Genomic DNA, 23,502 nt, shown 5'->3' on the forward strand with positions numbered 1-23,502 from the left:
CTTGTGCCGCGAGATCCGCGATGATCTTCCAGATGGCATCGGGATCTTCTCGGGTAAGTCTGTCAAATTCCTCTCGGTTCATTCTTGGCTGGGAGTATATTGTAAGATAGGCACTCAGGCAAGACCTGAGCAGTTACGGTGAAGGCATTTCAAACAGTGCCACCACCGGATGAATTTTTATGTTTGGGTGCAGTGGTACTATATGATTTTGAAGGGTGTGCTACCTGTTGTGATGCACCGGCTACATGTCAGCAATATGCGGCAGGCCCAGCCCGGGATGAATGTTTTAGGCGGTGCATGTTTGGATGTAAATGCTCCGGCCCACAGTATGGTAATGCACCACCCGAGTGGAACACCTCGCAGTCTTGCCCCACAACTAACTAGTAGGGACTAGTTGTCTGTCTCTGACGAATTGAGAACAAAGTGGGCCGAGATAATCTCTCGGCCCGCTCTGGATGAGACAGTAACTCCTTCAGAAATCGGTTAGTTGATGCCGTCACCGGCGAGCTCTGCGGCGCGGGCGCGCAGGTTGGCAGTGCGCACTTGCTCCGCGCTGGCACCCTGGAAGGCAGCGAGCTGACGGTACTTCTGCGCCGCTTCTGCGACTCCAGACACGATGCCCAGGCGAGGAGGTTGGCGCTGTGGTCGAACGTATCCGAGGAGGTCTGGGCCACTTGTGCGGCCTTACTGTAGCCTCGTGCGGCCAGCTCCGGACGGTGCAAGGCGGTGGCTGCGATCCCAAGGTCGTGCCAGCCCTGGGGAGCACCAGGAAACTGACTGGTGGAGAGCGATGCCACCCGGGCGGCCTCACTGTAGCGTGCCAGCGACCTGAGGTTCGCGCTCAGTGCGTGCAGGGCCCAGGGAGTGGATTCCTGCGCGGCGATTTTGAGGCGGTGCTCCAGTGCAGGGAAGTGCTTGCCTTGTGCCTCTAGCGAGTCGGCGTAGCCTTGCCGGACAACGGCGGGGGCATTTTTCGCTTTCTTAAGAAGGGCGCTGAACGCTCCTTCCGCAAGCTCGGGCTTCTCCATGCGCTCTGCTGCCTGGGCATAGAGCCAGAGAACTACGGGGCTCTTGCTGCTAGTCTTTGCCAGCTCCGCGAGGTTTGCGAAAGCTTCGTTGGCACTGTCTGGATCGCTCAGGTGCAGGAAATACTGAGCCACCAGCGACTCAGGAGCCGGGTTTGTGGCCTTGGCACCCAGCTCGACGACGCGGGAGAAATAGGCATCTGACTGAGAGTTGGGGGAGTGGCTGGCGACACTGGCGGCCAGAAAAAGACCAAGAGCTGCATCCTGGGGGAACTGCTCGGCTTGCTTCTTGAGAAGCTCTTCCGTCTTGGCACCCTCGCCCTTGTTCCAGAGATTCCAGGCGGCGGCGTAGGCATCTGCCGCTGTCTTGGCTGTCATGGATTTGTCTGAATGATTGCTTGCATGTACCGGAAGGGCAGTCGAGCCACTGATCAAGCCCAGAGCCGCCACCACAATAAAACCATTACGAACCTGCATTGAAGTTCCTCCAGGTTTTATCTTTGGCAGCTCTGGGGCTAGAAAATACCCCGGAATTACCAGGTTTTTTCTAGCGGGCCTCGGCGAGACGTGCTTTCACTGTCCGTGAGCTGCCCTCACGCTTTACCGTGAAGCTCAGAGTCTCCCCCGGTTTCTTATTACGGAGCAGGCGCTGGAAGTCAAGTTCCGTGTTGAGTGGGGTGCCGTTGAGCTGGGTCAGGATGTCGCCGGGCTTCAATCCCGCTTGCGCTGCTGGGCCGGCTGGGTCGAGACCCGCAATGAGAACCCCCCGCGAGACCGGGAGCTGGTAGGTGCGAGCGAGTTGTTCATTGATGCCGACATACTGGATGCCCAGATAGGTTCGCTGTACCTGTGCTCCTGCAATAATCTTGCGGGCGTAGTCCTGTGCGACGGTGATGGGTATGGCCAGACCGAGCCCCTCGGCGCCCTCGGCACGGAGCACGGCGGTATTGATGCCGATCACCCGACCCTGGGAGTCGAGGAGCGGCCCGCCGGAGTTGCCCGGGTTGATGGCGGCATCGGTTTGGATGAAGCCTTGTTCCTGACGCTCGCTGAGCCTGCGGTTGACAGCGGAGACGATCCCAGTGGTGACGCTCTGCTCCAACCCGAGGGGGTTGCCGATCGCAATCGCGGTCTGGCCCACCTCCAGGCGATCCGAGTCGGCCAGGGGGGCGGCAGGCAGGGGGGTGGGGGACGAGACTTTCACCACGGCGATATCTATCTCGCGGGAGGCTCTCAGCACTCTACCCATGAGCTGCTGTCCACTCTTGAGGCGCACCCCGACCTGGGCGCTCCGCCCAACAACATGGGCATTGGTGAGGATCAGTCCTTGCTTGCCATCAATCACGACACCGGTACCCAGTCCGCTCTCCGTTTTGATAAGAACTACCGCCGGGGAAACAGACTTGACCACCCGGATCACATTCTGTTCGTCGCTGCTTTTGGGTGCCGAACTTTGCGCCTGCACGGGTGGTGCGAAGACCGCCTTGCTACCCGTCCAGCCTAGCCCCGCTCCAAAACCGGCACCCAATCCGAGTGAGCAGACACCCAGTACCATTATTTTTTTTGTAAACTCTTTCATGCTCCTCTATACGAATAAAACTCCCCCGCTTGTTCCGCACGGCTTGTTTGGGGACTATTTTTTTACGAGGGCCAGTAGGGCATCCGCAAGGTCTTCGGCAGCACGCGGAGTGGCGAGCTTCTTGGCCTTGCTGCCCATAGCGGCCCGGCGTGAGGGGGCATCCAGCAGAGGAAGAATCGCGGCCAGCAGGCTCTCACCGGAGCACTCGCTCTGCTTGACGATCTGCGCCGCGCCCGCGTCCACGAGCCGCTGGGCATTGCGGGTCTGCTCATCGCCACTGGCAGGAACTAGGGGGACAAAGATGGCTGGCTTGCCGAGCGCACACGCCTCCGTGACCGTGCCCGCGCCGGAGCGGCTGACAAGAAGATTGGCGAGCGCATAGGCATCCCCAAGCTCGTCGGACTGGATGAAAGGCCGCACGACCCAGCGGTGCTGGAGCTGCACGGGGAGGGTTTTGTGGTGCGCTCGAAGCGCGGCGGCATCGTGCTCGCCGCACTGGTGGAGCACCCGTGCCTGCTGAAGCAGTGTGGGTAGCGCCGCTTTGATAGCACTATTGAGGATCTGGGAGCCCTGCGCACCACCCGTGACATAGACACAGGGCAGGCACTCGTCCACTGGATCGAAGCCAAAGCGGCGGACGGCACTCTCCGCCTGGCCTGCAAAAATCACCTCACGCACGGGGTTGCCGGTCACAAAGGCCTTCTTGCGCAAATCCGGCGGTAGCTCCTCCAGCGCTCCAGCGAAGCTTAAGGCGATGCGCTTGGCATAGCGTCCGTTGATCTTATTGGCCAGTCCCACCGTGACAGTCTGCTCATGGGTGAGAATCGGAATGCGGAGTGTGGCGGCGGCCAAGACGGCGGGAACCGAGACATAGCCACCCGTCGCTAGAACCACATCGGGCTTGAACTCCTTGACGGCCTTAAGTGCCTGGAAAAAGCTCTGTGGCACTTTAAACGCATCGCGCAGGTTCGCCCCTGTCAGGAGTCCCAGTGGTCCTCTCGACGAGCGGCGCAGCTTCCCGCTCGCCACTCCGACAAACTCCAGGCCCGCCTCCCGGGCCAGCCGCGCCTCGATCCCAGTCTCACTGCCGACATAGCGAATCACGATTCCATGGTCTCGGTTGCGAAGAACCTGGATCACGGCTAAGGCGGGGCTCACATGGCCGCCCGTTCCGCCGCCTGTTACTAACACTCTCAAATTAACACTACTTTCACGTCGGTTTCTCGCCCCGTGTCAGGTTCACGTGCCGCTCGGGCATCCCGATATGGGTATGTCCTCCCTCGCTCTCCACATTGGCCTTGTCAAAGAAGCTGCTCTCTAGAAAGAGCACAAAGGCAGCGCGCTCGCTATCGTAGAAAGCATCCATGACCTGAGTGTCGGGGGGCAGTGGGGGAAGATGAAGATTGTAGCTCTCGCCACTGGCAATGGTCTGGAGGAGCTGGATGAGGCGCTCTGGGGGAATGAAATATGCCTCCCAGCGCACATCCGGCGGGAGGGTACGCGGTCGTACGGGTGGTGGTACATCGTCGTTGAGGGCGAAGATAATCTCGTCCCATCCCCCACTCCAGCGCCCTTGAGAGAGCCTTGCTTGAACGGGGGTGTAGAAGGCGCTCTCCAGCACGAGGACGCACTGCTCCTGCTCGCTATCGTAGAAGGCATCGGCGGTGCGGACATCCGGGGGAAGAGGCTCGGCCTTCATATCCACATCGCGGCGGGCCATGAACTGAAGCAGATTCAGCAAGTCGCTCGGGCGAATGCGAAACATTGCCCAGCGCTTTTCATAGATTCCCTCTGGTTCCTGCCCAATCACGCACGCCATGATACCACCTGTTGGTGAATTCTAACCTCATTTTCTGAGCAAGAGCCGCCGGGGGCGTTGGAGGAGGGCTGGGTTGTGCTCCTGGTGGATCAGCTTGGCGGCGCGACGGTGGACACGGGCTACATTTCTAGCTCACGGGGCATCGGGCTGAATCTGCTCGACGATGCGCTTGGTCTTGAACACCTCAGCGATGGCACGAACCTCGTCGGTCTTGCTCGTTGTCAGCCAAGTGTCGTAGTCCATCAGCCACGTCCGCATCGCCTTCTGGTCGTCCACGAACACCATGTCTACGGTGAGGCGACCTTCCTCCCGCAGAAGGGGAAGCTCCTGCTCGATCAGGTAATACCTTTTTGAATATCAGGGAACCATCCGCCTAATGTTGACTATGAGAATGTAATGGAAAAAGAACACACGATACGTTGATTCTTAATCCTATCGCAAAGGGTAATACCCTCGATAACTATCACACGATTATGCAACAAGTACCAAGATGGAAAAAAAGCCTCACACACTCTCTCCCACTCGTGAGAGTTTCACGATAATCGTCGAAATGCCCCCTCTCTCTGCAGAAAAAATAGCGAATCAGGAAGAAAATCATGAACGAAACAGTAACCGAGATCCCCAAAGACTCAACCGAAGCAACGAAGAGCCGCGAAGCCCAGGCCCGTGAGATCGTCAAACACGCCGATGAGCAGCCGCACACCTCCCTCAAAGAAAAGCTTGAGTCTGCTCTGGACAATACGATTGGGGCCGGAACCACAGACAAAGTCAGCGGAACAGCCAAAGAGATGCTAGGTAAGGTTGAGGAGCGTGTTGGTGAGCTGATGGGCAACCGCGAGACCCAAGCACGTGGGATTGTCCACCAGGCCGATGGGAAGGCGCAACACACACTTGGTGAGCTTAAGGAAGAGACCCAAGAAGCCCTAGATAAGGCAGCGGAAGCTCTCAACCAAGCCGCAGAAGCGGCAAAGAAGATAATTCTATGAAAACGACGATATTACTGGCGAGCGCACTGATCGCGCCGCTTGCTCTCTCCACCACACAAGCCCACGCCCAGACCCGGCAGGTCAGCCTCGACTCCGGCGCGGTGATTCCCGTCCTCCTCGATAAAGACCTGAGTAGCCGAACGGCCCACACCGGGGATCGGTTCTCCGCGACCGTGCGCTACGGCGACGAGGACGCGGGAATGCCACAGGGTACCCGAATCGAGGGCGTGATCCGTGAGGTTCAGCGCTTCGAGAACGGCAAACCGGGCGTTCTCGATCTCGATTTTCGCCGCATGGTAACCCCAGGCGGACAGAGCCGCCCCATCTCAGGCTCCCTGATCGCGCTAAACGGCAAGACCACAACTTCGTCGGACGGGCGGCTTACCGCAACGGGCGACAAAAACGCAGAGCGTAATAAGTTTATTGGGATTGGTGCAGGCAGCGGACTGCTGATCGGGGCACTGGCCAAGAAAGATGCGCTTGTGAGCACGATCTTGGGTGCTGGGGCGGGCTATCTCTTCAATGAGTTTGCCAACAAGCCCAAGACCGGCGATGTCAACCTGAAATCCGGCACCGAGTTTGGGATTCGCCTGGATCGTGGCCTGACATTTCAGTCCAACCAGGCGATGGGCGACTCACACCGCTCCGAAAAAGCCTCTGTCCAGACTATCAGCGATGATCGTTATTCCAACAACGAAACCTACAACAAGAACTACCAAGATATTGGCATGCTCATAGATGGACAGGAAGTTGTTTTTTGGTCAGCAAAGCCGTTTATGCGTAGTGGCCAGGTCATGATGCCTCTGGATTCGGTGTCTCAGGCAGCGAATTTTACCTACAGCTACAACCGATCCAGTCACCTACTGACGGCGTGCAACAGCGCACTGCGCATGGACATCAACAGCCGTGTCGCAGTGATGAACGGTCGGCGCTACTTGCTCCCGGTTGCCTGTGAGCTACGCGACGCCACGGTCTACGCTCCCCTACAGTTTCTCAATATCGTCACCGGCGGCACCACGGTCTGGGATGCCGACAGCCGCACCGCGATCCTGACCACGAAACGCCAACGCTAAGCGCCGCCGCTGAGCCACGAAAGAATAAAGTAAGGAATCACCGAGTACGGTGATCTAGGAAAAACCAATGAGTAATCTGCTCTGGACCGTGATCTCGGTTCTGTTTATCTTCTGGTTGTTTGGAGTAGTCACCAGTTTTGGTGGCCCCCTCATTCACACAATACTGGTCGTGATGGTAATCATCCTGATCTACAACTTCATTACAAAAGGCAAGGCAACCCTATGAAACTCTCTTTTTCTCTCCTCGCATTAGTCGCTCTGGGAGCACTGACGGGCTGTAACCAAGGTAGTCCCGGCGGCCCCGGCGCAACCGATCCCGCGGTTCGTGAGCCCATGATTGGGCAGGATAACGACACGTTCAATCTCGGTATTCCTCTGCTGGCGACGGTTCTCAAACAAGGAGAAACAAAGTCCGTCGCCATTGGTATCAAGCGCGGTAAGAACTTCGATGAAGACGTAACGCTAAAGTTCTCGGATCTTCCCAAGGGCATTACCCTTGAGCCAAGTGAGCCTCTTCTCAAGCACAGCGAGACCGAGGCAAAGTTCACCGTGCAGGCATCTGCCACAGCCGCCCTGGGCAGCTTCACCATCAAAGTTCTAGGGCATCCCACTAAAGGCACGGATGCAATGGCGGATCTCAAGATTACGGTTGATAAAAAATAAAGGTTCACTATGAGTGACTTAATCGCCATTACCTATCCCGACCGGAATCGAGCTGAAGAGGTTCGCACGCTTCTGAGCCAGCTCCAGGCAGACCATCGTCTAGCGATGGAAGATATCTGCTTTGTCACAAAAGACGAAGCCGGTGAGATCAAGCTTCACCAATACCCGTTGGAGATTTCGCCCGCAAGTGCGGAACACGCGGGAGCAGCGGTAAATAATGGCTTCTGGGGAATGATGGTTGGGACGCTTTTCTTAAATCCCGTTTTGGGAGGTATGATCGGAGCAAGCACAGGGACATTGGCAGACTCCGCTGGCTCTGTGACTATCTTTGACAACACCAACCATGACTTCTTACGCAACTTACCCGCACAGATGCAGATAGACAGTTCTGCCATCTTCATCTGGATCGCCGATGCAGCATCCGAGCCACTTCTGACGGCGCTCAGTGACTTTGGTGGGACGTTACTAAGAACATCGCTTCCCAAAAATAAGGCAGCGCTGCTGCAAGCCACGTTGGGTGCAACGTAGCTCCCTAAAAGGAAAATAAAATGACAGACAATGAGAGAAGACAACAGGCTGAAAATGCCGCCTCGGAAGCGAGATCGCGGGCAAGTGTAGCGGAAGCTCGTGAAGAAAACGCCACGGCAACAGCAACCTTTAGCACCACGCTGATGCTCATTCTTGTCGCCGTTGCGGTTCTTGCGGTTATCGGCTATGTCACGTGGGGGCAGCCTAACAACCAGCCGCCCCCGAGTAATAACACCTTTACCCGCATAGACAAAACAACCGAAAAGACGACAGTTGCGGCTCCCGCTCCGACCATCGTCGTGAAGCCACCCACCGTCAATGTCAAGGTTGTCGTTCCTCCCCCCGTGAAAGAGCCTACGCCACTCCCCGAAGCGCCTACGCCAGAGCCACAACCCACTCCAGAACCGGGCGATGGAAATCGGTAACGCAACGCATTACTCCATAGGGCTGACACGTGCCTATTTCGCGTGAGAGGAAGCTCTTCGCAGCCCACTTTGTACGTGCGACGAGTTGTTGCTGGGGCAAGGGTTGATCTCGACCGAGCGAATCGAAGTCCAGGGGTAGATAACCAGACTCCCCTCCACCTCAAGCATCAGAACCGTCGAGGTTCTCGTTTCCAGGAGGCGATGATCGCTTGTCAGGAAGGCATTGCTATCTTCATTCCCCACAAAAGCGACTTGGCTACCGTCCATAAAAGTAATTGCGATGGTTATCCGAGAGGTGGCTTCCATGTTCAAGGGAGCGCTGAAGTTAAGGGTTGCTGCGTTGTCGTTCATATTTTGTCTCGTCTCTCCTAGGCAGATTCCCAGACTCAGGTTCCTACTATTTCGCGTGCCACTCGCTAGGACGACCACGTCTATGTTCCTCTTCCCCTCACGCATAGGAATCGTATCCCAAAAAGGGAACCAGGTTCCGTGCGTTTGACTATTGAGAGCAATACTATGATTTTCTACATGATTCCCGCTCTTGTAGCGCATGCCCAGTCGCTGACACTTACCGGTGGCCTCAGGAGTGCTCCTCTGGTCTTCACGGACGATCCGGCGAAGCTCAAGGCGGCACTCCAGCGCCTCGCGCCGATTTTCAAGCAGGAAGCTAGTGGAGCACATCCGGAGCTTGCCTCGGATAAGACGGTGATGCTCGTCCCTGGGACTTATGCAAGAGCGCTCAATATCCCTGAGACCGCACAGCGCCTGATTGAGACCGTGGCGCAAGACCCGAAAGTGACGCGCTTTACCGTGGTACTGAACAAAACACCGCCTGAGCTCACCGTGGAAAAACTAAAGGGAGTTACTGGTGTTCTGGCTCGTTTCACCACGCAGACAAGTGCTCATGCCAAGCGCAACCTCAATATCGCACTTGCCACCCAGAGCATTGATGGCACGCTGCTCTCTCCAGGGGAGACTTTCTCGCTGAATGATGTTGTTGGTAAGCGCACACAGGCGCGTGGCTACCGGACGGCGACGGTATTTGTAGATGCCCAGAAAGTTCCTGGTGTGGGCGGCGGTGTCTCGCAGGTCACCGGGACGCTTTTCAATGCCGCCGCGCTCGCCGGGCTACACATGGAGGAAGTCAACCCGCACTCGCGCCCGGTGAGCTACCTGCCGCTGGGACGGGATGCTACGGTGGCCTATGGTGACAAGGACTTGAAGTTCACCAACAGCACGGGTGCGCCTGTCTATATTGGCTACTCGTTTGTGGGACGGACACTCCAGGCGACGCTCTGGGGGATGCTACAGCCGGGCCGTGACGTCACCCTCACGCCGCGCGTAGTGCACCGTGGCTCCGGCCACATTGACGCGGAGCTCTACCGCACCATCAAGGTGAATGGCAAAGTCGTACAGAAAGAGCGTCTGCTACGACACACGTACCGCTGGAAACCCAAAGCCTGAGGATTTCCAGCCTGGGTTTCTACGATTAGCTCCCGTGTGTAGTCCACTGAGCAGCGGCTCTAGGAGATGCTACGCGTTGGTCGTCATCTTACCTTTATCGGCGGCTTGGGCATTCTTGCGGGCTTCGTCTTTGGCGGCGGCCATTTCTTCTACGGTTTTGGTGTGCAGCCGCGCCGTGCCCTTGAAGCCGACCATGCGATGCACGCGTGTCCCGTTGGTGGTCTGTACTTCTAGCTCGGCCTTCGCGGCGGCAATCGCGCCGCTTTTCTGGTACTGCGGGAGCCACTCGGCCTGCGCGACCAGCATCTGATCGGTCATCTGCCAGATCTCCTCGGGGTCACAGACGGCTCCGGTGAGCGGGTCGTGGAGCATCGCTTGCTTGAGGAGCTGGCGGTCGCCGGTGAGCGCGGCTTGAACCGACATACGTTGCACATTGATCGAAGCGGCACAAGTCGCGGCGCAGGCAAGCGGCAAGTCGCCGACAATGGGGATATTGATGCCGTTGCGATCCACGTAGCCCGGCACTTCCACAATCGCATCGGCGGCGAGATTGGGGATCGCGCCGTTGTTGACCACGTTGAAGTGCCCACGGTAGACGCGGCCTGTCTCCAGAGACTCGATAATGTAGCTGCCGTGTTCTTCACTGCGCTTCTCGGGGATGAACTGTGGTGGGTCTTGCGCCAGCCAGTTGGGGAAGTCGGTCTCAAACCAGTTGCGGCCCTCGGTGCAGACGCGCAGATAGCCGCCGGTCTCGCCGTTGATCCAGCTAGAGAGATCAATCCACTTGGTCACTTCGTCGAGGCGCTTGCGGTACCACGGGAGATACTCGCTTAAGTGCCCGTTGCTCTCGGTGGAGTAGTAGCCAAAGCGCTTGAGGACATCGAGGCGCACTTTCTCCGTCTCTGGGTATCTGTCGTGGCCCATAAACAAATCATAGAGCATTGGGATCAGATCAATGCCACGCCAGACGGCTCGCACGCACCAAGTCTGATGGTTGATGCCCGAAAATACAAAGTCAATATCCTTGCGATGAACTTTCTCACCCTCGGTGAGCATGTCCTCACGCTTGGCCCACTGTTCAACACACGAGGCGATCTGGTGCTGTGCGCCCTGGACACCGTGGCACAAACCCACCGTATTCACGCCGCCGTAGTGGTTCGCGGCCCAGGTGAGCATCGCCATCGGGTTGGCGTAGTTGAGAAAGAGTGCGCCGGGCTTGGCGACTTCTTTAATGTCCTTGCAGAAGTCCAGGGTCGCCGCAACCCCGCGCTGGCCGTACATGATGCCGCCCGCGCAGAGAGTGTCGCCCACACACTGGTCAATGCCGTACTCCAGCGGAATGTCAATGTCGTCGGCGAAGGCGCCGAGGCCGCCGATGCGCACGGTGCTCAGAACATAGTCCGCGCCCTCCAAAGAAGTCCGGCGGTCGGTCGAGGTGCTGATGGTGGCGGGCAGGTTATTGCCTTTAATATCGCGCTCGGCGAGCTGCTTGACCATGTCCAGGTTCTGGGCATTGAGGTCATGAAACGCAAAGTGCATCTCCGCGAACTCGGGGACGGTGAGCAGGTCGGCCATCAGGCGACGGGTGAAGCCGATACTTCCGGCTCCGATCATGGCAACTTTAAGGGGCATGGGTTATTTTAACCTCAGAGCAGTCTGCAATGCAACCTATTTCCACGCGCCGTTGAGGACAAAGGGAGCCCAATAGTAGGGATGCGCGTACTTGGGATTCTTGCTTCGTAGCCAGCTCTCCGCGTCAAGGTCATCGTTGTTTCTCTAGCCACGGGGCGACTTTCTCCACCCAGTGCGCCATATGCTCTCGCAGGCCAAGCCCGCTAAAATTGTTAAAGGGAATCTCCGTCTCATGGAGTCGTACACAATCAGATCAACCCGGTGTTCCTTCTGAACCAGTCCGCCGATGATCGGCAGTGTCGGATTCACATGCCCGTGTTGCGGGTACCTTACATGCGGTGAGGGTAAACGAGAAGTAGTTGCTGCCCGTATTGAGCGGCTATAATACCCTATGGAGATCTTTCCGCAGAACCTGAGTAGCCGCTATCATATCGAGCTGGTGCGGCGTCGCTCCGCCAAGGGTTTCGGGGAGCCGCAGGTGGACGAGCCGATCCCGAAGCCACAGTTGGGGAAGCTAGGAAGCTACTGGGCGCAGGGAATGGATCTCACCCAGGAGCAAGCCGCACTGGCCGCACCAGCGTCGGCGGTAGGCACCAAGGGAGTTGCGGCAGTGATGATGTTTATCGGGGGCATCTTTGTTGCGCTTCCTGCCATTGTCGTGGGGGCGTCCCTGCGCAACGCGGCACTGGGATTTTCTGTCTTTGGCGCGGGCACAACCACACTATGGTTTCTTGCCCATGGTCCCATTGCTGAGTTTGTCTTTCGAAAGGCGCACGCCGCCCTCTCCCCCAAAGAAGTCGAGGACATGATTGGCCGTAGCCAGGACGAGCTGGCAAAGTCCTATCTCCAGCTTGTGCGCGATGCCGTTCTCGTCGAGGCAAATGAGCCAACTTCGGAGAAAGTGCGTGAGGCGCTCTCGGCGCTGGGAGATGCGATTGAGGCGCTTCCCGCTGTGGTGATCCAGCCGCAAGACACAACCGTGCTTCGGAGCCAGGCACGGGAGCTTCAAGAGCGCGCTGCTAACGAGACCGATCCTGTGATCTCCCAGTCGTTCACGCGCCAGGCCGACTCCTTTGAGCAGCGGGCAGAGAGCCAGGAAAAATCCGCGCTCGTCGGTCGTCGCGCCGCCGTGCTCCGGGATGAGATTATCGCCAAGATCGCCGCCTTGCGCGATGCCATTGCCGCGCAGCAAACCGGCACGCTCGATGCCAGCGCCCTCACCGCTCTCTCCGAGTCCGCCCGGAGCGTCGCCAAAGAGTCCCAAAACGCCGCCTCCGCTCACGATGAGCTAGAGCGCTATCTCACGCCAAAAGAGCCTTCTCATATCCAGAGCGTTCATCGGTAACCAAACCGAACGACACAAGGCTACCGAGTGGAAATAGCCTCGATAGGGCGCTTTGGCTCCACGGTGACAGCACGTAGAACGGCGTGACCACTGCCATCCACGGCGATCTCGGCGATAAGCTGGCGGTCTTTGCGGCGGCCTTCGCGCTCTAGTTCGGGGCCTTTGCCGCGTGGGACAAACCAGCTCTCGATGCCGTACTCCACACGGCAGTGGTTCTTGTCGGCGCTGATGACCGTGCCTTTCAGGAAGGCAAACGCGTCTTTGGGGGGCGTGCGGGAGACTTCCGTGCGCTCCACAAAGCGCCCACTGCGCGCGAGGGCCATGTAGACTGTCTCGCCTTTCTGTAGGGGCGGCCCCGCCAGCCAGCTACTCTGCACTTCGGAGATACTGTAGCCCAGAACAACATACTCACCGCGAAAAAAATCCACGGGATCAATGGGCTCGACCTTGAGCAGAACCGACTGCCCTGTGCGAAGCGTGAGCTGTTTTGAGCCCAGCATCCCCAGCACCAGCACAAGCTGGAGCAGGACAATCAGCGCGAACCGTCTTGGAAAACTCAGCATTTTCTCACTCCCTCTCCGCCAGTTTTTTCAGCAGCGTGCGCCGCACCCGCTCCAGCGCGACCCCGCCGCCCAGAAGCACGACGCCCGCACTGAGGAAGAAAACCTCCATCGGCAGGCGCGCCCAGAGCAGCTCAACATAGCGGCTCAGCACCTCCAGGGCAAAGAACCCGAGGGCCAACTGCACCCAGCCCGGCTCCCGGCGCTCGTAGCCAAGCCAGAGTACTGCGAGAGTTACTAAGAGCAGGAGAATATTAAAGACCGTTCGTAGCAGGGCTTCGTCGAGGCCACCGCCAACGAGCAAGCCCCCCGCCAGCAGTGTCAGCGCCAGTAGTCCGAGTCCCTCGGCACGCTCCAGCGGCTCTTGTCCACGCCGAAAGAGAAGCGCGAGGGTGGTTGCCAGTGTTACGGCTCCCAAAAGCACCAGCCGAAGCTGGCCGCCGGGTGGAAGAAATGCCCACTCTGCCTCCGGATAGTTATGTGGCGAGAGTCCAAAGTCTGCGAGAACGGTGAGAACGGTTAAGAGCACAAACCCCCCCAGCCCTTCCGCAAGACCCGTGAGGCGGGGGACGAGCCGGCCCAGCGCGACAAGAAGCACGCCCCAGAGCAGAAAGGCCGCGCTGAATCCTCCTGGCCCCTCGCACCAGAACGCTGCCTCCCAGCCCAGCGCAAGCGTGAGCAGCAGCAGCCCGAGGGTGAGCATGGCACGCGACTCCAAGAGCCAGCCCAGTGGGAGCACACCAATTGCCCAGAGCACCAGCAGCGATGGTGCCTCAGCATTGATGTGCATGGCCTGCGCCACCAAAAAGAGATTCGCGCCGTAGAGCAAGACGCCCAGAAAGAGGAGCGCATTGCCCGTCCCGTGGTAGCTCTCGCCGACATAGCGTAGCCGAAACCCGCCCCAGTACGAGAGCACCATGGCTGCTAGCAAGCCACCCAGCTTTGCCGCCCCGGGGATCACGTCCCAGTTGGATGCCACAAACACAATCATCCCAATCCCGATCAGCAGCGCTCCCAAAAACGAGAGCGTCACTGCAATCTTGCTCCGTGCCGGGCCGTCCTGGCCGTCGTAGCGCGCCAGCAAGCGCTCGGCGAGGCTGGCGTCCACAAGGCCCTCGTCGTGCCAGTGCTCCACTTCCTGCCGGAGCCGCCTAACGAACTCGGATTCTTTCATGGCTTACTGTAACGGAAAGCCAGAAATTCTGCGTGAGGCTTTCGTCTCAGTTTTCATTGTTTCATCCAGGAAAAAACATGTACATCTGCGTGTCGAGCAAGACACCCAGAAGTGACCAGAGGCAGGCAATGCAGATATCGCCCAGGATCAAGCCGACGAAAAATGGGATCGCGCTACGGTAGAGCTTCATCTGGCCGTAGCGTAGGATCAGCGCCTTGACCAGCCATCCCAGGAAAACGGGGAACCATACCCAGGGCAGCGAGTATCCCGCGTGCGCCAAAACGAATCCCGTGGGGTGCAGGGGCCACCAGGGAAGGCGTGCCCGTGCCTGGATTAAAAGTGTCGTGAGCGCAAAGCCGCCCGAGAGCCAGCCCAATCGCGGCAGATCCGGGGGACGCGGGTTTTTCAGGTAGCTGTCGAGCAGGCGAAACGGGACATAGCCGTTGTAGCTGCGCCAGCCGTTATCTCCCTGTGGGGTGAGGGCACCGTAGCGGTAGTACAGCGCCAAGACGGAGACGAAAGCGGCCAACACGGCAAGCACCGAGGCGATAAAGAGCCAGGCAGTGAGGTGGCGTGGGGAGATCCGTGTCACCTCCGCCATCTTGAAAGCCTCCATTCTGCGACGGCATGGCGACCGTCCGGTAGTCGGAGTCAAACCACTGGAGGTAGGAAAACGTCGTGAGCGACTGCGTGTCCCAGGTGCGGGTTCCGGGCAGCAGAATCAGCATCCGGTGGGGATTCATGTCCGGCCCGTAGTTCAGAATCGGCCCCGCCTCCGCTCTGAGCCGCGTGATGGTGAGGATCATCAGGAGATAGAGCGCAAAGAACAAAACCGCAAGACTCCAGGGAATCCCCCCGAGCGTCACAAACAAAACCAGCCCTAAAAACGAGACACTAAAGCCAATCACCGCCGTGCGGTAAGAGAGCGGTTCGTCGTCGTCGCGTAGCTCCGTGCGCTCCCCAAATGCCTTTGCCAGCACTTCTTTTAGATGCGTCCGCGCGCTCCAGATCGTAAAGACCGCCAGCGCCAGAAACGCCCCCGCTCCCTGCTCGCCGGTATTGGGGATCTCCGCGACGGCGAGATTGGCGCTCCCCCGAAATCCCAGCGCGGCGGCAGCGACAGTCTCCGCCTTGACCACCAGATAGAAGAACCACTGGCTAAACGAGATCTCCAGCGGCAAAAAGTAGACGATCCCAATCACCATGGGATGGAACCCGATGCGAAAGTACTCCACGGCGTTCCAGGGAGGCTGGGTGAAGAACTGCCCGATATCTATGAGCTGGCCCTTGGGGCCAAAGAGCGGCGGCTCGGGAAAGCTGGGCTCGACACGGTGCATTGCGCTGATACTGCGAAAGATGCACACCAGGAGAAACGCGATCCAGAAGCTGCGATCACGAAGCAGCGACCCGGCGACGCGCTCCTGTGTCAGCTCCAGCGGGATCTGCATCAGGGGGAAGGACAGCCGCTCGCTCTCGACCCAGCGCCGCCGAAAGAGGGTGTTGACACAGAGGAAGCAAAAGAGCATCAGGGCGATAAAGAGTGTCCAGACGAGGACGGGTAGCGCCCAACCACGGAGATGCTCTGCGGTAAAAAGCGTGCTATTTCCCTGTAGGTACTCCGGGACGACGGCGGGATCGGGCACCCACCAGCGGGGGACGAAGGGCAGGTAGCTAGCCCACTCGCTTGCTGTCGGCGACGGGCGGTAGACCCCGACCAGCGCCTGATTGAGGAACTGCATCTGCCCCAGCCCGGCCACGCCCAGCGAGACGGTCTGCATCACGTAGACCACGAGTAGCTCGGCCCGGGAGAGGGCAAGGCGCGGGATAAAGCGCACCAGGAGACTGTTGGCCGCGACAAGAAGAAAGAACGTAAAGACGGCAAGCGGCAGTAGCGACGCCTCGATGAGCTCGGAGCCACCCGTGAATATCTCCGTGCGAATGGCCCACCAGCAGTGTAGGGGCACCAGTATCAGGCCAAGTGCTAGAGCGCGCCCGCGCACGGGAAACCTCATTATTACGACATGCCTCCCTTCAAGAGAATCGTACGTCAAGGAGGCTTACTCTGTCAATCGTGGGTACAATGCCAACACAATAATGCTACAACAAAACCACGACCCAAGGCGGCTCGTCTTGCGGCGAGAGGGCGAGCAAGCGCCGCTTCTCGTACAGAACGCGCCCGAGAACCAGCGCCCCTTTATTCACCCCTGGCAAGCCCCCGACGGAGCCGGGACACTCACCGAGAACGCACCGCCGCACCACCCGTGGCAGCACGGGCTCTATGTGGGTCTCAATGATGTCAACGGTGTCGGCTTCTGGACAGAGGGCAAGACCGACGGCACGTTCCATCCCGCGCCCCTTACTCCCGCAACGATCGAAGGAAACACGGCAACCTGGGAGGTCGTCACCGAGTGGCGCGATCCCGACGGCAAGCCGCTTCTCACCGAGACGCAAGCCTACCGGCTGACTGATAAGGGTAGCACAACACAGCTCGACCTCGACTGGACGCTGACCGCCACGGTCGCGCTCACTTTTGGAAAGTACGCCTACGGTGGGCTTTTTGTGCGCATGCCCTGGCGACCCGAGGCCAATGGCGTTGTCTTAACAAGCGAGGGCTACACCAACTCCAGCACCGCGGATCAGCAGCGCGCTCGTTGGGTTGCAATTGCGATGGCACTGCCTGACCGCGAAAACGGCCCCGCGGGAGTCGCGATGCTCGATCACCCAGCAAATCCCGAGCACCCGGTGCCTTGGCGCGTGGACGGTCAGCTTGGGATCGCTCCCAGCCGGTGCATTGCCGGAAGCTGGCAGCTCGCCGCCGGAAATTTGTCGCTGAACCGCTACCGGCTGATGAGCTTTGTCGGTGCGCCAGAGCTTGATCTCATTGAATCCACTTGGAGAGACTTTGCTCATGAGTAGTGTCATTCTGGTTCATCCTGACTTCGAGAACGGGTGGTCGTTTGCCGCCGACCACTTTCACAGCCTCTGGGCCGCGCAAGGCCCCGTACGCTTTGAGCGGCTCACCCACGACGACCGGCGCTCCGCCTCGGAGATTTTAGGCGCGGATGCCACGTCGGTGACGCGGCTGGTGTTGCTGAGTGTCCCGTTTGGCCCGGCGTGCGAGGCGGCGTTTGTCGGGTTGTGCGAAGCCCATCTTGGGGGAAAGACCACTCAGGAAACGCGAGAAGTGCTGACGGCGCGGGGCGTGCGGCTCTACAGCCATACCAGCGAGGGCTTCTGGGGCGAGAGTGTCTCGGAGTTCGGCCTCGCCCTGACGCTCTGTGGCCTGCGCCGTATCCCGCAGCTCCACCACCGGATTCTGACGGATCTCACGCCCTGGGACTACAACCCGGCGGGTGGGCTTCCGCTTCCGGGCACACGCTGCCATCAGTTCGGCGACAACCCGGCCTTTACCAGCGGGACAATCGCGGGAAAGCGCGTTCGGATTGTGGGAGCGGGCAATATCGCCAGCCGCTATGCCAGCTTCTGTCAGTTCATGGGAGCCGATGTCGCCGCCTGGGATCCGTTTGCCACCGAGCCGTGCTTCCATCGCGCCGGTTCACGCCGTGAGCGGCACCTAGACCGTCTGGTCACTGATGCCGAGATCTTCGCTCCGATGGTTCCTCTGACTGAAAAAACCACGGGAATTGTCACGGCGGCCCATATTGACGCGCTCCCCAAAGGCTGCCTGGTCGTGCTCGTCACACGCGCCAATATCTGCGATATGGGTGCCGTCCGCCGCCGTGTGCTTGCGGGCGAGCTCTCGCTGGCCGCCGATGTCTTCGATATCGAGCCGCTGCCCCTCGACGACCCGCTGCTAGGCCGCGACAATGTTGTCCACACGCCCCATAACGCGGGGCGCACGATCCACGCCAACGAGCAGTACGCCAACCTGCTTGCGGAGCAATTTCTTCCCTAAGGTCAGAAACATGAGAGTAAAAATAGGGCTGATCGGGCTTGGCTTTGGGGCTGAGTTTTTGCCGATCTACCAGAGTCACCCCGATGCCGAAGTCGTCGCGATCTGCCAGCGTAACCCGGAGAGCCTGAACGCGCTCGGTGATGCCTTTGGGATTGCAAAGCGCTACACCGACTGGCGTGAGCTGATCCAAGACCCGGAAATTGACGCAGTTCATATCAACTCCCCGATCCCCGATCATGCGGCGATGTCGCTGGCGGCACTGGAAGCGGGGAAGCACTGCGCCTGTACGGTTCCGATGGCAACGAACCTGGAGGCGCTCCGTGCGATTGTCGCGGCGCAGCGTGAGTCACAGAAGAACTACATGATGATGGAGACCGTGGTCTTTGCCCGCGAGTTCTTCTTTGTCGAGGAGCTACTCCGAAGCGGCAAGATGGGGCGACTTCAGTTCCTGCGCGGCTCGCACCAGCAGGAGATGGGCGGCTGGCCGGGCTACTGGGAGGGACTGCCCCCCATGCACTACGCCACACACTGTGTTAGCCCGCTTCTCGCGCTCGCCCAGACCCTCTGTGAGTCCGTGGTCTGCCATGGCTCCGGACGCATTGACACGGCGCTGGCGATCAACTACGGCAGCCCGTTTGCGGTCGAGACAGCGACTCTAAAGCTCAAAGACTCCGACGTGATCGCGGAAGTCACGCGCTCGCTGTTTAATACGGCGCGGCAGTACCGAGAGTCGTTTGATGTCTACGGCTCACAGATATCGTGGGAGTGGACCCCGATTGAGCACGAGGACTGCTTTCTCCACCACGGCGAGATCCCCGAGCGCGTCAAAGTCCCCGACTACGCCCACCGGCTCCCCGAGGGCATCCAGAAGTTCACCACGCAGGGTGTTTATGACTTGTCCGAGAACACCCATCTCTCGTTCAAGCAAGGCAGTGGCCACGGCGGCTCGCACCCACACCTGGCCCATGAGTTCGTCCGTTCGATTATTGAAGAGCGCGAGCCGTTCCCCAACGCGATTCAGTCCGCCAACTACACCGCCACCGGAATCTGCGCTCACGAGAGTGCCCTGCGCGGCGGCGAGCGCATCTTCCTCCCGAACTTCGCGTGATATCGGGAACCCAAGTCGCCTTTCTCCCATTGAGTGAGCTATGGCAAAAGACTGGCTCCAGTACGCTGGCCCGAATCGGGATTTTTCGGTCGAGCAGACACTTCCTAAGCAAGCAGCTCTCACGGTGAAGTGGCGACGAGCACTCGGGGAGGGGACATCGGGGATTGTCGGCGATGGCAAGTCACTCTTTACCCTCTACTCGACAGATATTTCGCCCAAGCGCGAGGCGGGAGTCGAGGTGGTGGTGGCGCTGGATGCGGCGACGGGCAAGACGCGCTGGGAGCAGAAAACCCCCGTGGCGATGCTGCCAAAGCAAGAATCATACACCAGTGACCCGATTCGTCCCCAGGCAACACCGCTACTCTGGCAGGGCAAACTCCTGACGCTGGGTTTCACGGGCTTGCTCAAGTGCTTCGACGCTGCTACGGGCCGCGTGCTCTGGGAGCACAACTTAGTGACTGCGTTCGAGGCGACTCCCGTGCAGTTTGGGTTCTCCGCAAGCCCGCTACTCTCTGGCGGCGCGTTTGTGGTGCATGTCGGCGGCAAGCAAGCCTCGCTGATCGCCTTTGAGCCGCGCGACGGCAACGTGCGCTGGAAGTCCGCGCCCGCTGAGCCCAGCTACGCTTCCTCGATGCCGGTGCGCGTGGACGGCGAAGACCAGCTCATACAGCTTACTCGCGATGCGTTGCTAGGAGTCGCGGCCAAAGACGGTGCGCCGCGCTGGAGCTACCCACTCCCCAAGCTGGGGCTGACCAATGTCCCGACGCCGCTGGTGCTTTCCGATCAGCGCCTCGTGATCTCTGGCCAAGGGATTCTGGGGACACGCTTGCTCAAGCTCAGCCGCACACAAGCGCCCACGGAAGTTTGGGTCAACACCAAGACGACGTTCTTCTACACCAACTGGACAGCAAACCGCGAGCTGGTCTACGGCTGCAACAACGGCGGCTTTGTCAGTGCGCTACGCCTCACCGATGGCCAGGAGCTCTGGAAAGAGCGCGGTCAGAACGATGCGAACCTTCTGCAAGTCGGCGATACAACGCTCTTTCTACGGGGCGATGGCCTACTCACACGAGCATAGGTTACTCCCGCCAAGCTCCAGACAGAGCCGGGTGTTCCCTTGCTCACAGGCCGCTGCTGGACACCGCCGACTCTCGCAGATCAGACACTGTACGTCCGAGATAACAAGGAGATTGTCGCGGCTCACTTCCACGCGCCATTGAGCACAAAAGGTGCCCAGTAGTAGGGATGTGCGTATTTCGGGTTCTGCTTCTTTAGCCAGCTCTCCGCCTCTTTGAGCGCCGCCGCCTTCCCCAGCCTACGCACTGTCAAGTTCTCGTAGAAACGGCCCATGAGCAGTGCCGTGGAAGCATCGTCCACGGCCCACTGGCTCACCACTTGCGTCGGGCATCCGGCGACGAACAGTGCCCAAGTGAGGCCAATCACACCCTCGCCCGTTCGGTTCTCACCCCGTGCCGTATTACACGCGGAGAGCACCGCCAGCTCTGCGTTCAGAGTCATGCCGTAGATTTCGCGTGCTGTTAGAAAGCCATCCTCTTGGATATCGGTAGTGCCGTTAGGCTTTGCTAAGACGATGCTGGAGAGAAGGGGAGAGCCATCGTTGACGAAGCCGTGTGTGGCGAAGTGGAGATAGCGGTAGTTGCCCGCTTGTGCCTTGACAGTCGCTTCCTGGGCATTGCTTCCCGTGAGGATGTTGGCGATCGGAAAGAGCTTGTGTAGGGTGTCAGCTTCGCGTTGAGTGCCGGGAAGGGATGGGATGGCCCTGCCTCCACGAGAGACGGAGTCAATGGGACGACTTGCCTTGTCAATGGGACGTTGTCCTGGAATTTCTTTCAAGTCTCCGAAGCGATCTGAGGAACCAAAGGCGGGGTTAGCTGCGACGAGAATACTGCCTTTAGCCACTGGCTTTGGCAACGTGGCAACCTTGAGAGCAGCTTCCACGCCGGTGGAGTAGTAGGCGTAGACGATCTCGAAGCGCGTGCCGAGAGAGCCACCAGTCTTGCTATTCAGTGCGGCAAAGGGAACGTCCCAGAGTGCACCGTCGGGGCAAATAATGAGCCGCTTCTTGCCTTTGAGCTGGGCTTCAGCGGGGTGTAGTAGAGATTTGTAGAACTTCTGTGCTTCGATGAGATACGGTTTTCTAGGATCGGCGCAGGCATCGTGGAGCTTGGTGGCATCCCCCTTCAGAGCCTCATAGTTCCTGGCGACTTGGTAGACAGCTAGGCTCGACTTCGTGACGACAAAGAGGCGGATATCGTCTTTGGCAGCAACCACGAAATCCAAGAGTGCAGTGTCTTCGGGAAGAAGCTTTGCAATCTCGGCAACAGTGGTTGTCTTTGCAATGCGCTTCTGTGCTAGCTCAGGATGTCTGGCGTAGAGCGTGTCCGTGAAGGTTTGCAGCTTGCTCTCGACAGTTTTAAGCTGCTCTTTGAGTGCCTCGTAGCGCTTCTTGGAGCCGATCTCGTTCTCGACGCCTTCTTTCACCATGGCAGTATTGAGTGTGTCGGCTTGCTGGCGCAGTGCTTGCTCCTGTGCCTTCTCCTCCGGGGTAAGGGAGCTTGAGAGGTCTACTTTGCCCGAACCAAGCAGATCCAGCAGAGAACGTGCCTTGGTCTTCTGGACGAGGGCAAAGGCGTCCTGATGCTTTCCCTGTTTGAGTTGCAGACTAAGGCAGGCGTAGTAGGTTGTAATCGTGGAAGCCAGAAAGGCGGTTTTTGCCTCCGTGTAGCCTCCTAGATTGGCACGTAGATCCTCATAGAGGCTAACCGCTCGTTGGTAGAACTCCAGTGATTTCTCAGGGTGGCCAGTGCCCTTGTAGACAACGCCGATACTCGCGAGCGCCAGTGCCTCGCCTTGTTTGTCTCCGGTGGCTGTGACGATCGGCAACGCCTGCTGATAGAACTCCATCGCCTTGACGGGCTGGCCCGTGTTGGAGTAGAGTTTGCCGATACTAACGAGCGCGTTGGTCTCCCCGCGCTTGTCCCCGATCTCCCGCGCAATGGCAAGCGCCTGCGGAGTGACATCGAAAAACTTGTCGTTCTGGCCCAAGCTAACATAGGCCGCGCCCATCCGGCCCAGCGCAGCACCCTCACCGCATCGGTCCTTGCGCTCTTTGGCGAGTGCCAGTGCCTCTTCTGCAAGACGTAGCGCCAGCGCCAACAAGAGACGTGAGGGCAATGACAGAGACAAGGGGCACACGGGGCATTTCGATAACCTCAGGCTATATTCTGGCTCGATTATACGAGAAGCCATCCAATCGTACAATGAGCGCACCGGGGAGAGGTTAACCCTGGAGTGCCCACTCACAGCACTCATCCAGCGGGCGGCCTTTCAGGTGGCGGCTTGCCAGCGTCAGCTCCGTGGCACTCCAGGCGGCCTTTTCGCACTGCTCCTCTAGCATCGGACGCACGTCCTCCGTCAGCGGTGAGCCAATCTCCGCGAGCACCTTCTCCGAGACCGTAAGCAGACGCGCAGCAAGCGGAGCCTTCTCCTGCTCCCCGGCCACCTCGCCTAAATTAGCCAGCGCAATCCCGATCCCACGCCGGTTATCCAGCTGGCGCTCAAAAACCAGAGACTCCAGATAGTAGGCCCACGACGCGTCAAACTCACTTTTCTCAAAGGCCAGCACCCCCAAGTTGTTCAGCGTCTCCGCCAGCCCGCGCCGGTCATCCAGGTCGCGCCGAATGGCAAGCGCCGCAGCAAAGTGGACTCCCGCAAGCCGTTGTCGCTCCGCCAGTGCCTCCGCAGGGTCAGACTTATCGCGCCGCAGTGCCAGTGCGAGATTATTTAGGGCAATCCCCACCCCGATTCGGTCACGCACCTGCTCAAAGAGAGCTTGGGCACGGGCAAAGTACTCCCGTGCCTCGACAAATCGCTTCTGGAGCAGAGCCGCTTGCCCCTGCAGATTCTCCGCCTGCGCGAGACCTTGCGTATCGGCGACCTGCTCGAATATCTCCCGCGCCTGATTTGCCCGTGCACCGCACTCAGTCGCCTCCCCAGAATCGTAGTGGAGGCCCGCTCGCTCCAGAAGAAGGCGTGCCACTAGAGGAGGGGGCATGGTGGAGTGCTGTGGGACAATCTCCAGACCCTCCTGAATAGCGTACGGGTACATTCCCCGGAGCTTGCTCCGCGTCCGCTTGGAACGTCCGGGCATCTCTCAGGATGCCCGGTTCCCTTTGAGCTTCGGC

24 protein-coding genes and 1 pseudogene are annotated in these 23,502 nt (G+C 59.2%); 12 read left to right on the forward strand and 13 right to left on the reverse strand.

Annotation, left to right across the window (positions count from 1 at the left end; translation table 11 throughout):
* Positions 1–380 precede the first annotated feature (380 nt).
* From ACH2ED_RS09160 to ACH2ED_RS09180, 5 genes are all read right to left on the reverse strand, one after another.
* Positions 381–1,502 carry a tetratricopeptide repeat protein gene (locus ACH2ED_RS09160; RefSeq protein ID WP_395090409.1) on the reverse strand — a complete coding sequence of 374 codons (1,122 nt, stop codon included), beginning with the start codon at positions 1,500–1,502 and terminating at the stop codon, positions 381–383.
* A gap of 70 nt (positions 1,503–1,572) precedes the next feature.
* Positions 1,573–2,604, reverse strand: coding sequence for a S1C family serine protease (locus ACH2ED_RS09165; protein WP_395090411.1), 1,032 nt, complete (start codon positions 2,602–2,604; stop codon positions 1,573–1,575).
* Positions 2,605–2,658: 54 nt separating this feature from the next.
* Entirely contained in the window at positions 2,659–3,795 is a 1,137-nt protein-coding gene (gene murG / locus ACH2ED_RS09170; RefSeq protein ID WP_395090413.1) for an undecaprenyldiphospho-muramoylpentapeptide beta-N-acetylglucosaminyltransferase, read from the reverse strand.
* 19 nt (positions 3,796–3,814) lie between these two features.
* Positions 3,815–4,414: a hypothetical protein gene (locus ACH2ED_RS09175; protein ID WP_395090415.1), complete on the reverse strand. Its 600-nt coding sequence runs from the start codon at positions 4,412–4,414 to the stop codon at positions 3,815–3,817.
* Between the two features lie 141 nt (positions 4,415–4,555).
* On the reverse strand, positions 4,556–4,699 hold the full coding sequence (locus tag ACH2ED_RS09180; protein WP_395090417.1) for a hypothetical protein: 144 nt from the start codon (positions 4,697–4,699) through the stop codon (positions 4,556–4,558).
* Between the two features lie 320 nt (positions 4,700–5,019).
* Between ACH2ED_RS09180 and ACH2ED_RS09185 the strand changes: the two genes are divergently transcribed.
* The 6 genes from ACH2ED_RS09185 (at position 5,020) to ACH2ED_RS09210 (ending at position 8,098) form a co-directional block, all read left to right on the forward strand.
* On the forward strand, positions 5,020–5,409 hold the full coding sequence (locus tag ACH2ED_RS09185; protein WP_395090419.1) for a CsbD family protein: 390 nt from the start codon (positions 5,020–5,022) through the stop codon (positions 5,407–5,409).
* Entirely contained in the window at positions 5,406–6,482 is a 1,077-nt protein-coding gene (locus tag ACH2ED_RS09190) for a stalk domain-containing protein (RefSeq protein ID WP_395090421.1), read from the forward strand. Before ACH2ED_RS09185 ends, ACH2ED_RS09190 begins: the two co-directional genes overlap by 4 nt.
* A gap of 67 nt (positions 6,483–6,549) precedes the next feature.
* Entirely contained in the window at positions 6,550–6,708 is a 159-nt protein-coding gene (locus ACH2ED_RS09195) for a lmo0937 family membrane protein (protein ID WP_395090423.1), read from the forward strand.
* The gene (locus ACH2ED_RS09200; protein ID WP_395090424.1) at positions 6,705–7,145 is read left to right on the forward strand and encodes a hypothetical protein; all 441 of its coding nucleotides are present in this window, start codon (positions 6,705–6,707) and stop codon (positions 7,143–7,145) included. The genes ACH2ED_RS09195 and ACH2ED_RS09200 overlap by 4 nt, the downstream gene beginning before the upstream one ends.
* A 9-nt stretch (positions 7,146–7,154) precedes the next feature.
* Positions 7,155–7,673 (forward strand): DUF1269 domain-containing protein, encoded by a 519-nt coding sequence (locus tag ACH2ED_RS09205; protein ID WP_395090426.1) that lies wholly within the window; start codon positions 7,155–7,157, stop codon positions 7,671–7,673.
* A gap of 20 nt (positions 7,674–7,693) precedes the next feature.
* The gene (locus tag ACH2ED_RS09210; protein ID WP_395090428.1) at positions 7,694–8,098 is read left to right on the forward strand and encodes a hypothetical protein; all 405 of its coding nucleotides are present in this window, start codon (positions 7,694–7,696) and stop codon (positions 8,096–8,098) included.
* A gap of 33 nt (positions 8,099–8,131) precedes the next feature.
* Here ACH2ED_RS09210 and ACH2ED_RS09215 read toward each other — a convergent pair whose 3' ends face one another.
* On the reverse strand, positions 8,132–8,449 hold the full coding sequence (locus ACH2ED_RS09215) for a hypothetical protein (RefSeq protein ID WP_395090430.1): 318 nt from the start codon (positions 8,447–8,449) through the stop codon (positions 8,132–8,134).
* Between the two features lie 177 nt (positions 8,450–8,626).
* On the opposite strand from ACH2ED_RS09215, the gene ACH2ED_RS09220 reads away from it, so the two are divergent.
* Positions 8,627–9,562, forward strand: coding sequence for a VanW family protein (locus ACH2ED_RS09220; protein WP_395090432.1), 936 nt, complete (start codon positions 8,627–8,629; stop codon positions 9,560–9,562).
* A gap of 69 nt (positions 9,563–9,631) precedes the next feature.
* Here ACH2ED_RS09220 and ACH2ED_RS09225 read toward each other — a convergent pair whose 3' ends face one another.
* Complete coding sequence (locus tag ACH2ED_RS09225; protein ID WP_395090434.1) at positions 9,632–11,194, reverse strand: alpha-glucosidase/alpha-galactosidase; 1,563 nt, start codon at positions 11,192–11,194, stop codon at positions 9,632–9,634.
* A 391-nt stretch (positions 11,195–11,585) separates the two neighbouring features.
* Here ACH2ED_RS09225 and ACH2ED_RS09230 point away from each other — a divergent pair, with 391 nt between their 5' ends.
* The gene (locus tag ACH2ED_RS09230) at positions 11,586–12,539 is read left to right on the forward strand and encodes a hypothetical protein (RefSeq protein ID WP_395090436.1); all 954 of its coding nucleotides are present in this window, start codon (positions 11,586–11,588) and stop codon (positions 12,537–12,539) included.
* Between the two features lie 20 nt (positions 12,540–12,559).
* Here ACH2ED_RS09230 and ACH2ED_RS09235 read toward each other — a convergent pair whose 3' ends face one another.
* The 4 genes and pseudogenes from ACH2ED_RS09235 to ACH2ED_RS09250 form a co-directional block, all read right to left on the reverse strand.
* Positions 12,560–13,102, reverse strand: coding sequence for a GDYXXLXY domain-containing protein (locus ACH2ED_RS09235; protein WP_395090438.1), 543 nt, complete (start codon positions 13,100–13,102; stop codon positions 12,560–12,562).
* A gap of 4 nt (positions 13,103–13,106) precedes the next feature.
* Positions 13,107–14,273, reverse strand: a complete 1,167-nt coding sequence (locus ACH2ED_RS09240) for a DUF2157 domain-containing protein (RefSeq protein WP_395090440.1) — start codon at positions 14,271–14,273, stop codon at positions 13,107–13,109.
* A 61-nt stretch (positions 14,274–14,334) separates the two neighbouring features.
* Positions 14,335–14,889 carry an OPT/YSL family transporter gene (locus ACH2ED_RS09245; protein ID WP_395090442.1) on the reverse strand — a complete coding sequence of 185 codons (555 nt, stop codon included), beginning with the start codon at positions 14,887–14,889 and terminating at the stop codon, positions 14,335–14,337.
* A 1-nt stretch (position 14,890) separates the two neighbouring features.
* A pseudogene (locus ACH2ED_RS09250) lies at positions 14,891–16,285 on the reverse strand (DUF6785 family protein); the annotation flags it as partial.
* An 82-nt stretch (positions 16,286–16,367) separates the two neighbouring features.
* Here ACH2ED_RS09250 and ACH2ED_RS09255 point away from each other — a divergent pair.
* Genes ACH2ED_RS09255 through ACH2ED_RS09270 form a run of 4 tightly spaced genes read left to right on the forward strand, consistent with a single transcriptional unit; the run spans position 16,368 to position 20,375 of the window.
* Entirely contained in the window at positions 16,368–17,189 is an 822-nt protein-coding gene (locus tag ACH2ED_RS09255; protein WP_395090444.1) for a PmoA family protein, read from the forward strand.
* The gene (locus ACH2ED_RS09260; RefSeq protein WP_395090445.1) at positions 17,182–18,189 is read left to right on the forward strand and encodes an NAD(P)-dependent oxidoreductase; all 1,008 of its coding nucleotides are present in this window, start codon (positions 17,182–17,184) and stop codon (positions 18,187–18,189) included. The genes ACH2ED_RS09255 and ACH2ED_RS09260 overlap by 8 nt, the downstream gene beginning before the upstream one ends.
* A gap of 10 nt (positions 18,190–18,199) precedes the next feature.
* Positions 18,200–19,297 carry a Gfo/Idh/MocA family protein gene (locus ACH2ED_RS09265; protein ID WP_395090447.1) on the forward strand — a complete coding sequence of 366 codons (1,098 nt, stop codon included), beginning with the start codon at positions 18,200–18,202 and terminating at the stop codon, positions 19,295–19,297.
* Positions 19,298–19,337: 40 nt separating this feature from the next.
* A complete protein-coding gene (locus ACH2ED_RS09270; protein WP_395090449.1) occupies positions 19,338–20,375 on the forward strand; it encodes a PQQ-binding-like beta-propeller repeat protein in 1,038 nt (345 codons plus the stop codon).
* A gap of 122 nt (positions 20,376–20,497) precedes the next feature.
* Here ACH2ED_RS09270 and ACH2ED_RS09275 read toward each other — a convergent pair whose 3' ends face one another.
* Both ACH2ED_RS09275 and ACH2ED_RS09280 read right to left on the reverse strand, forming a co-directional pair.
* Positions 20,498–22,492: a CHAT domain-containing tetratricopeptide repeat protein gene (locus tag ACH2ED_RS09275; RefSeq protein WP_395090451.1), complete on the reverse strand. Its 1,995-nt coding sequence runs from the start codon at positions 22,490–22,492 to the stop codon at positions 20,498–20,500.
* A 106-nt stretch (positions 22,493–22,598) separates the two neighbouring features.
* On the reverse strand, positions 22,599–23,426 hold the full coding sequence (locus tag ACH2ED_RS09280) for a tetratricopeptide repeat protein (protein ID WP_395090453.1): 828 nt from the start codon (positions 23,424–23,426) through the stop codon (positions 22,599–22,601).
* Between the last annotated feature and the right edge of the window lie 76 nt (positions 23,427–23,502).

It is taken from the genome of Armatimonas sp., from assembly GCF_043757465.1.
GTDB lineage: Bacteria > Armatimonadota > Armatimonadia > Armatimonadales > Armatimonadaceae > Armatimonas.

Coding starts and splice junctions, on each gene's coding strand:
- ACH2ED_RS09160 (WP_395090409.1), bottom strand. CDS start 1,502: ATGCAGGTTCGTAATGGTTTTATTGTGGTGGCGGCTCTGGGCTTGATC.
- ACH2ED_RS09165 (WP_395090411.1), bottom strand. CDS start 2,604: ATGAAAGAGTTTACAAAAAAAATAATGGTACTGGGTGTCTGCTCACTC.
- ACH2ED_RS09185 (WP_395090419.1), top strand. CDS start 5,020: ATGAACGAAACAGTAACCGAGATCCCCAAAGACTCAACCGAAGCAACG.
- ACH2ED_RS09190 (WP_395090421.1), top strand. CDS start 5,406: ATGAAAACGACGATATTACTGGCGAGCGCACTGATCGCGCCGCTTGCT.
- ACH2ED_RS09195 (WP_395090423.1), top strand. CDS start 6,550: ATGAGTAATCTGCTCTGGACCGTGATCTCGGTTCTGTTTATCTTCTGG.
- ACH2ED_RS09200 (WP_395090424.1), top strand. CDS start 6,705: ATGAAACTCTCTTTTTCTCTCCTCGCATTAGTCGCTCTGGGAGCACTG.
- ACH2ED_RS09205 (WP_395090426.1), top strand. CDS start 7,155: ATGAGTGACTTAATCGCCATTACCTATCCCGACCGGAATCGAGCTGAA.
- ACH2ED_RS09210 (WP_395090428.1), top strand. CDS start 7,694: ATGACAGACAATGAGAGAAGACAACAGGCTGAAAATGCCGCCTCGGAA.
- ACH2ED_RS09215 (WP_395090430.1), bottom strand. CDS start 8,449: ATGAACGACAACGCAGCAACCCTTAACTTCAGCGCTCCCTTGAACATG.
- ACH2ED_RS09220 (WP_395090432.1), top strand. CDS start 8,627: ATGATTCCCGCTCTTGTAGCGCATGCCCAGTCGCTGACACTTACCGGT.
- ACH2ED_RS09225 (WP_395090434.1), bottom strand. CDS start 11,194: ATGCCCCTTAAAGTTGCCATGATCGGAGCCGGAAGTATCGGCTTCACC.
- ACH2ED_RS09230 (WP_395090436.1), top strand. CDS start 11,586: ATGGAGATCTTTCCGCAGAACCTGAGTAGCCGCTATCATATCGAGCTG.
- ACH2ED_RS09235 (WP_395090438.1), bottom strand. CDS start 13,102: ATGCTGAGTTTTCCAAGACGGTTCGCGCTGATTGTCCTGCTCCAGCTT.
- ACH2ED_RS09240 (WP_395090440.1), bottom strand. CDS start 14,273: ATGAAAGAATCCGAGTTCGTTAGGCGGCTCCGGCAGGAAGTGGAGCAC.
- ACH2ED_RS09245 (WP_395090442.1), bottom strand. CDS start 14,889: ATGGAGGCTTTCAAGATGGCGGAGGTGACACGGATCTCCCCACGCCAC.
- ACH2ED_RS09255 (WP_395090444.1), top strand. CDS start 16,368: ATGCTACAACAAAACCACGACCCAAGGCGGCTCGTCTTGCGGCGAGAG.
- ACH2ED_RS09260 (WP_395090445.1), top strand. CDS start 17,182: ATGAGTAGTGTCATTCTGGTTCATCCTGACTTCGAGAACGGGTGGTCG.
- ACH2ED_RS09265 (WP_395090447.1), top strand. CDS start 18,200: ATGAGAGTAAAAATAGGGCTGATCGGGCTTGGCTTTGGGGCTGAGTTT.
- ACH2ED_RS09270 (WP_395090449.1), top strand. CDS start 19,338: ATGGCAAAAGACTGGCTCCAGTACGCTGGCCCGAATCGGGATTTTTCG.
- ACH2ED_RS09280 (WP_395090453.1), bottom strand. CDS start 23,426: ATGTACCCGTACGCTATTCAGGAGGGTCTGGAGATTGTCCCACAGCAC.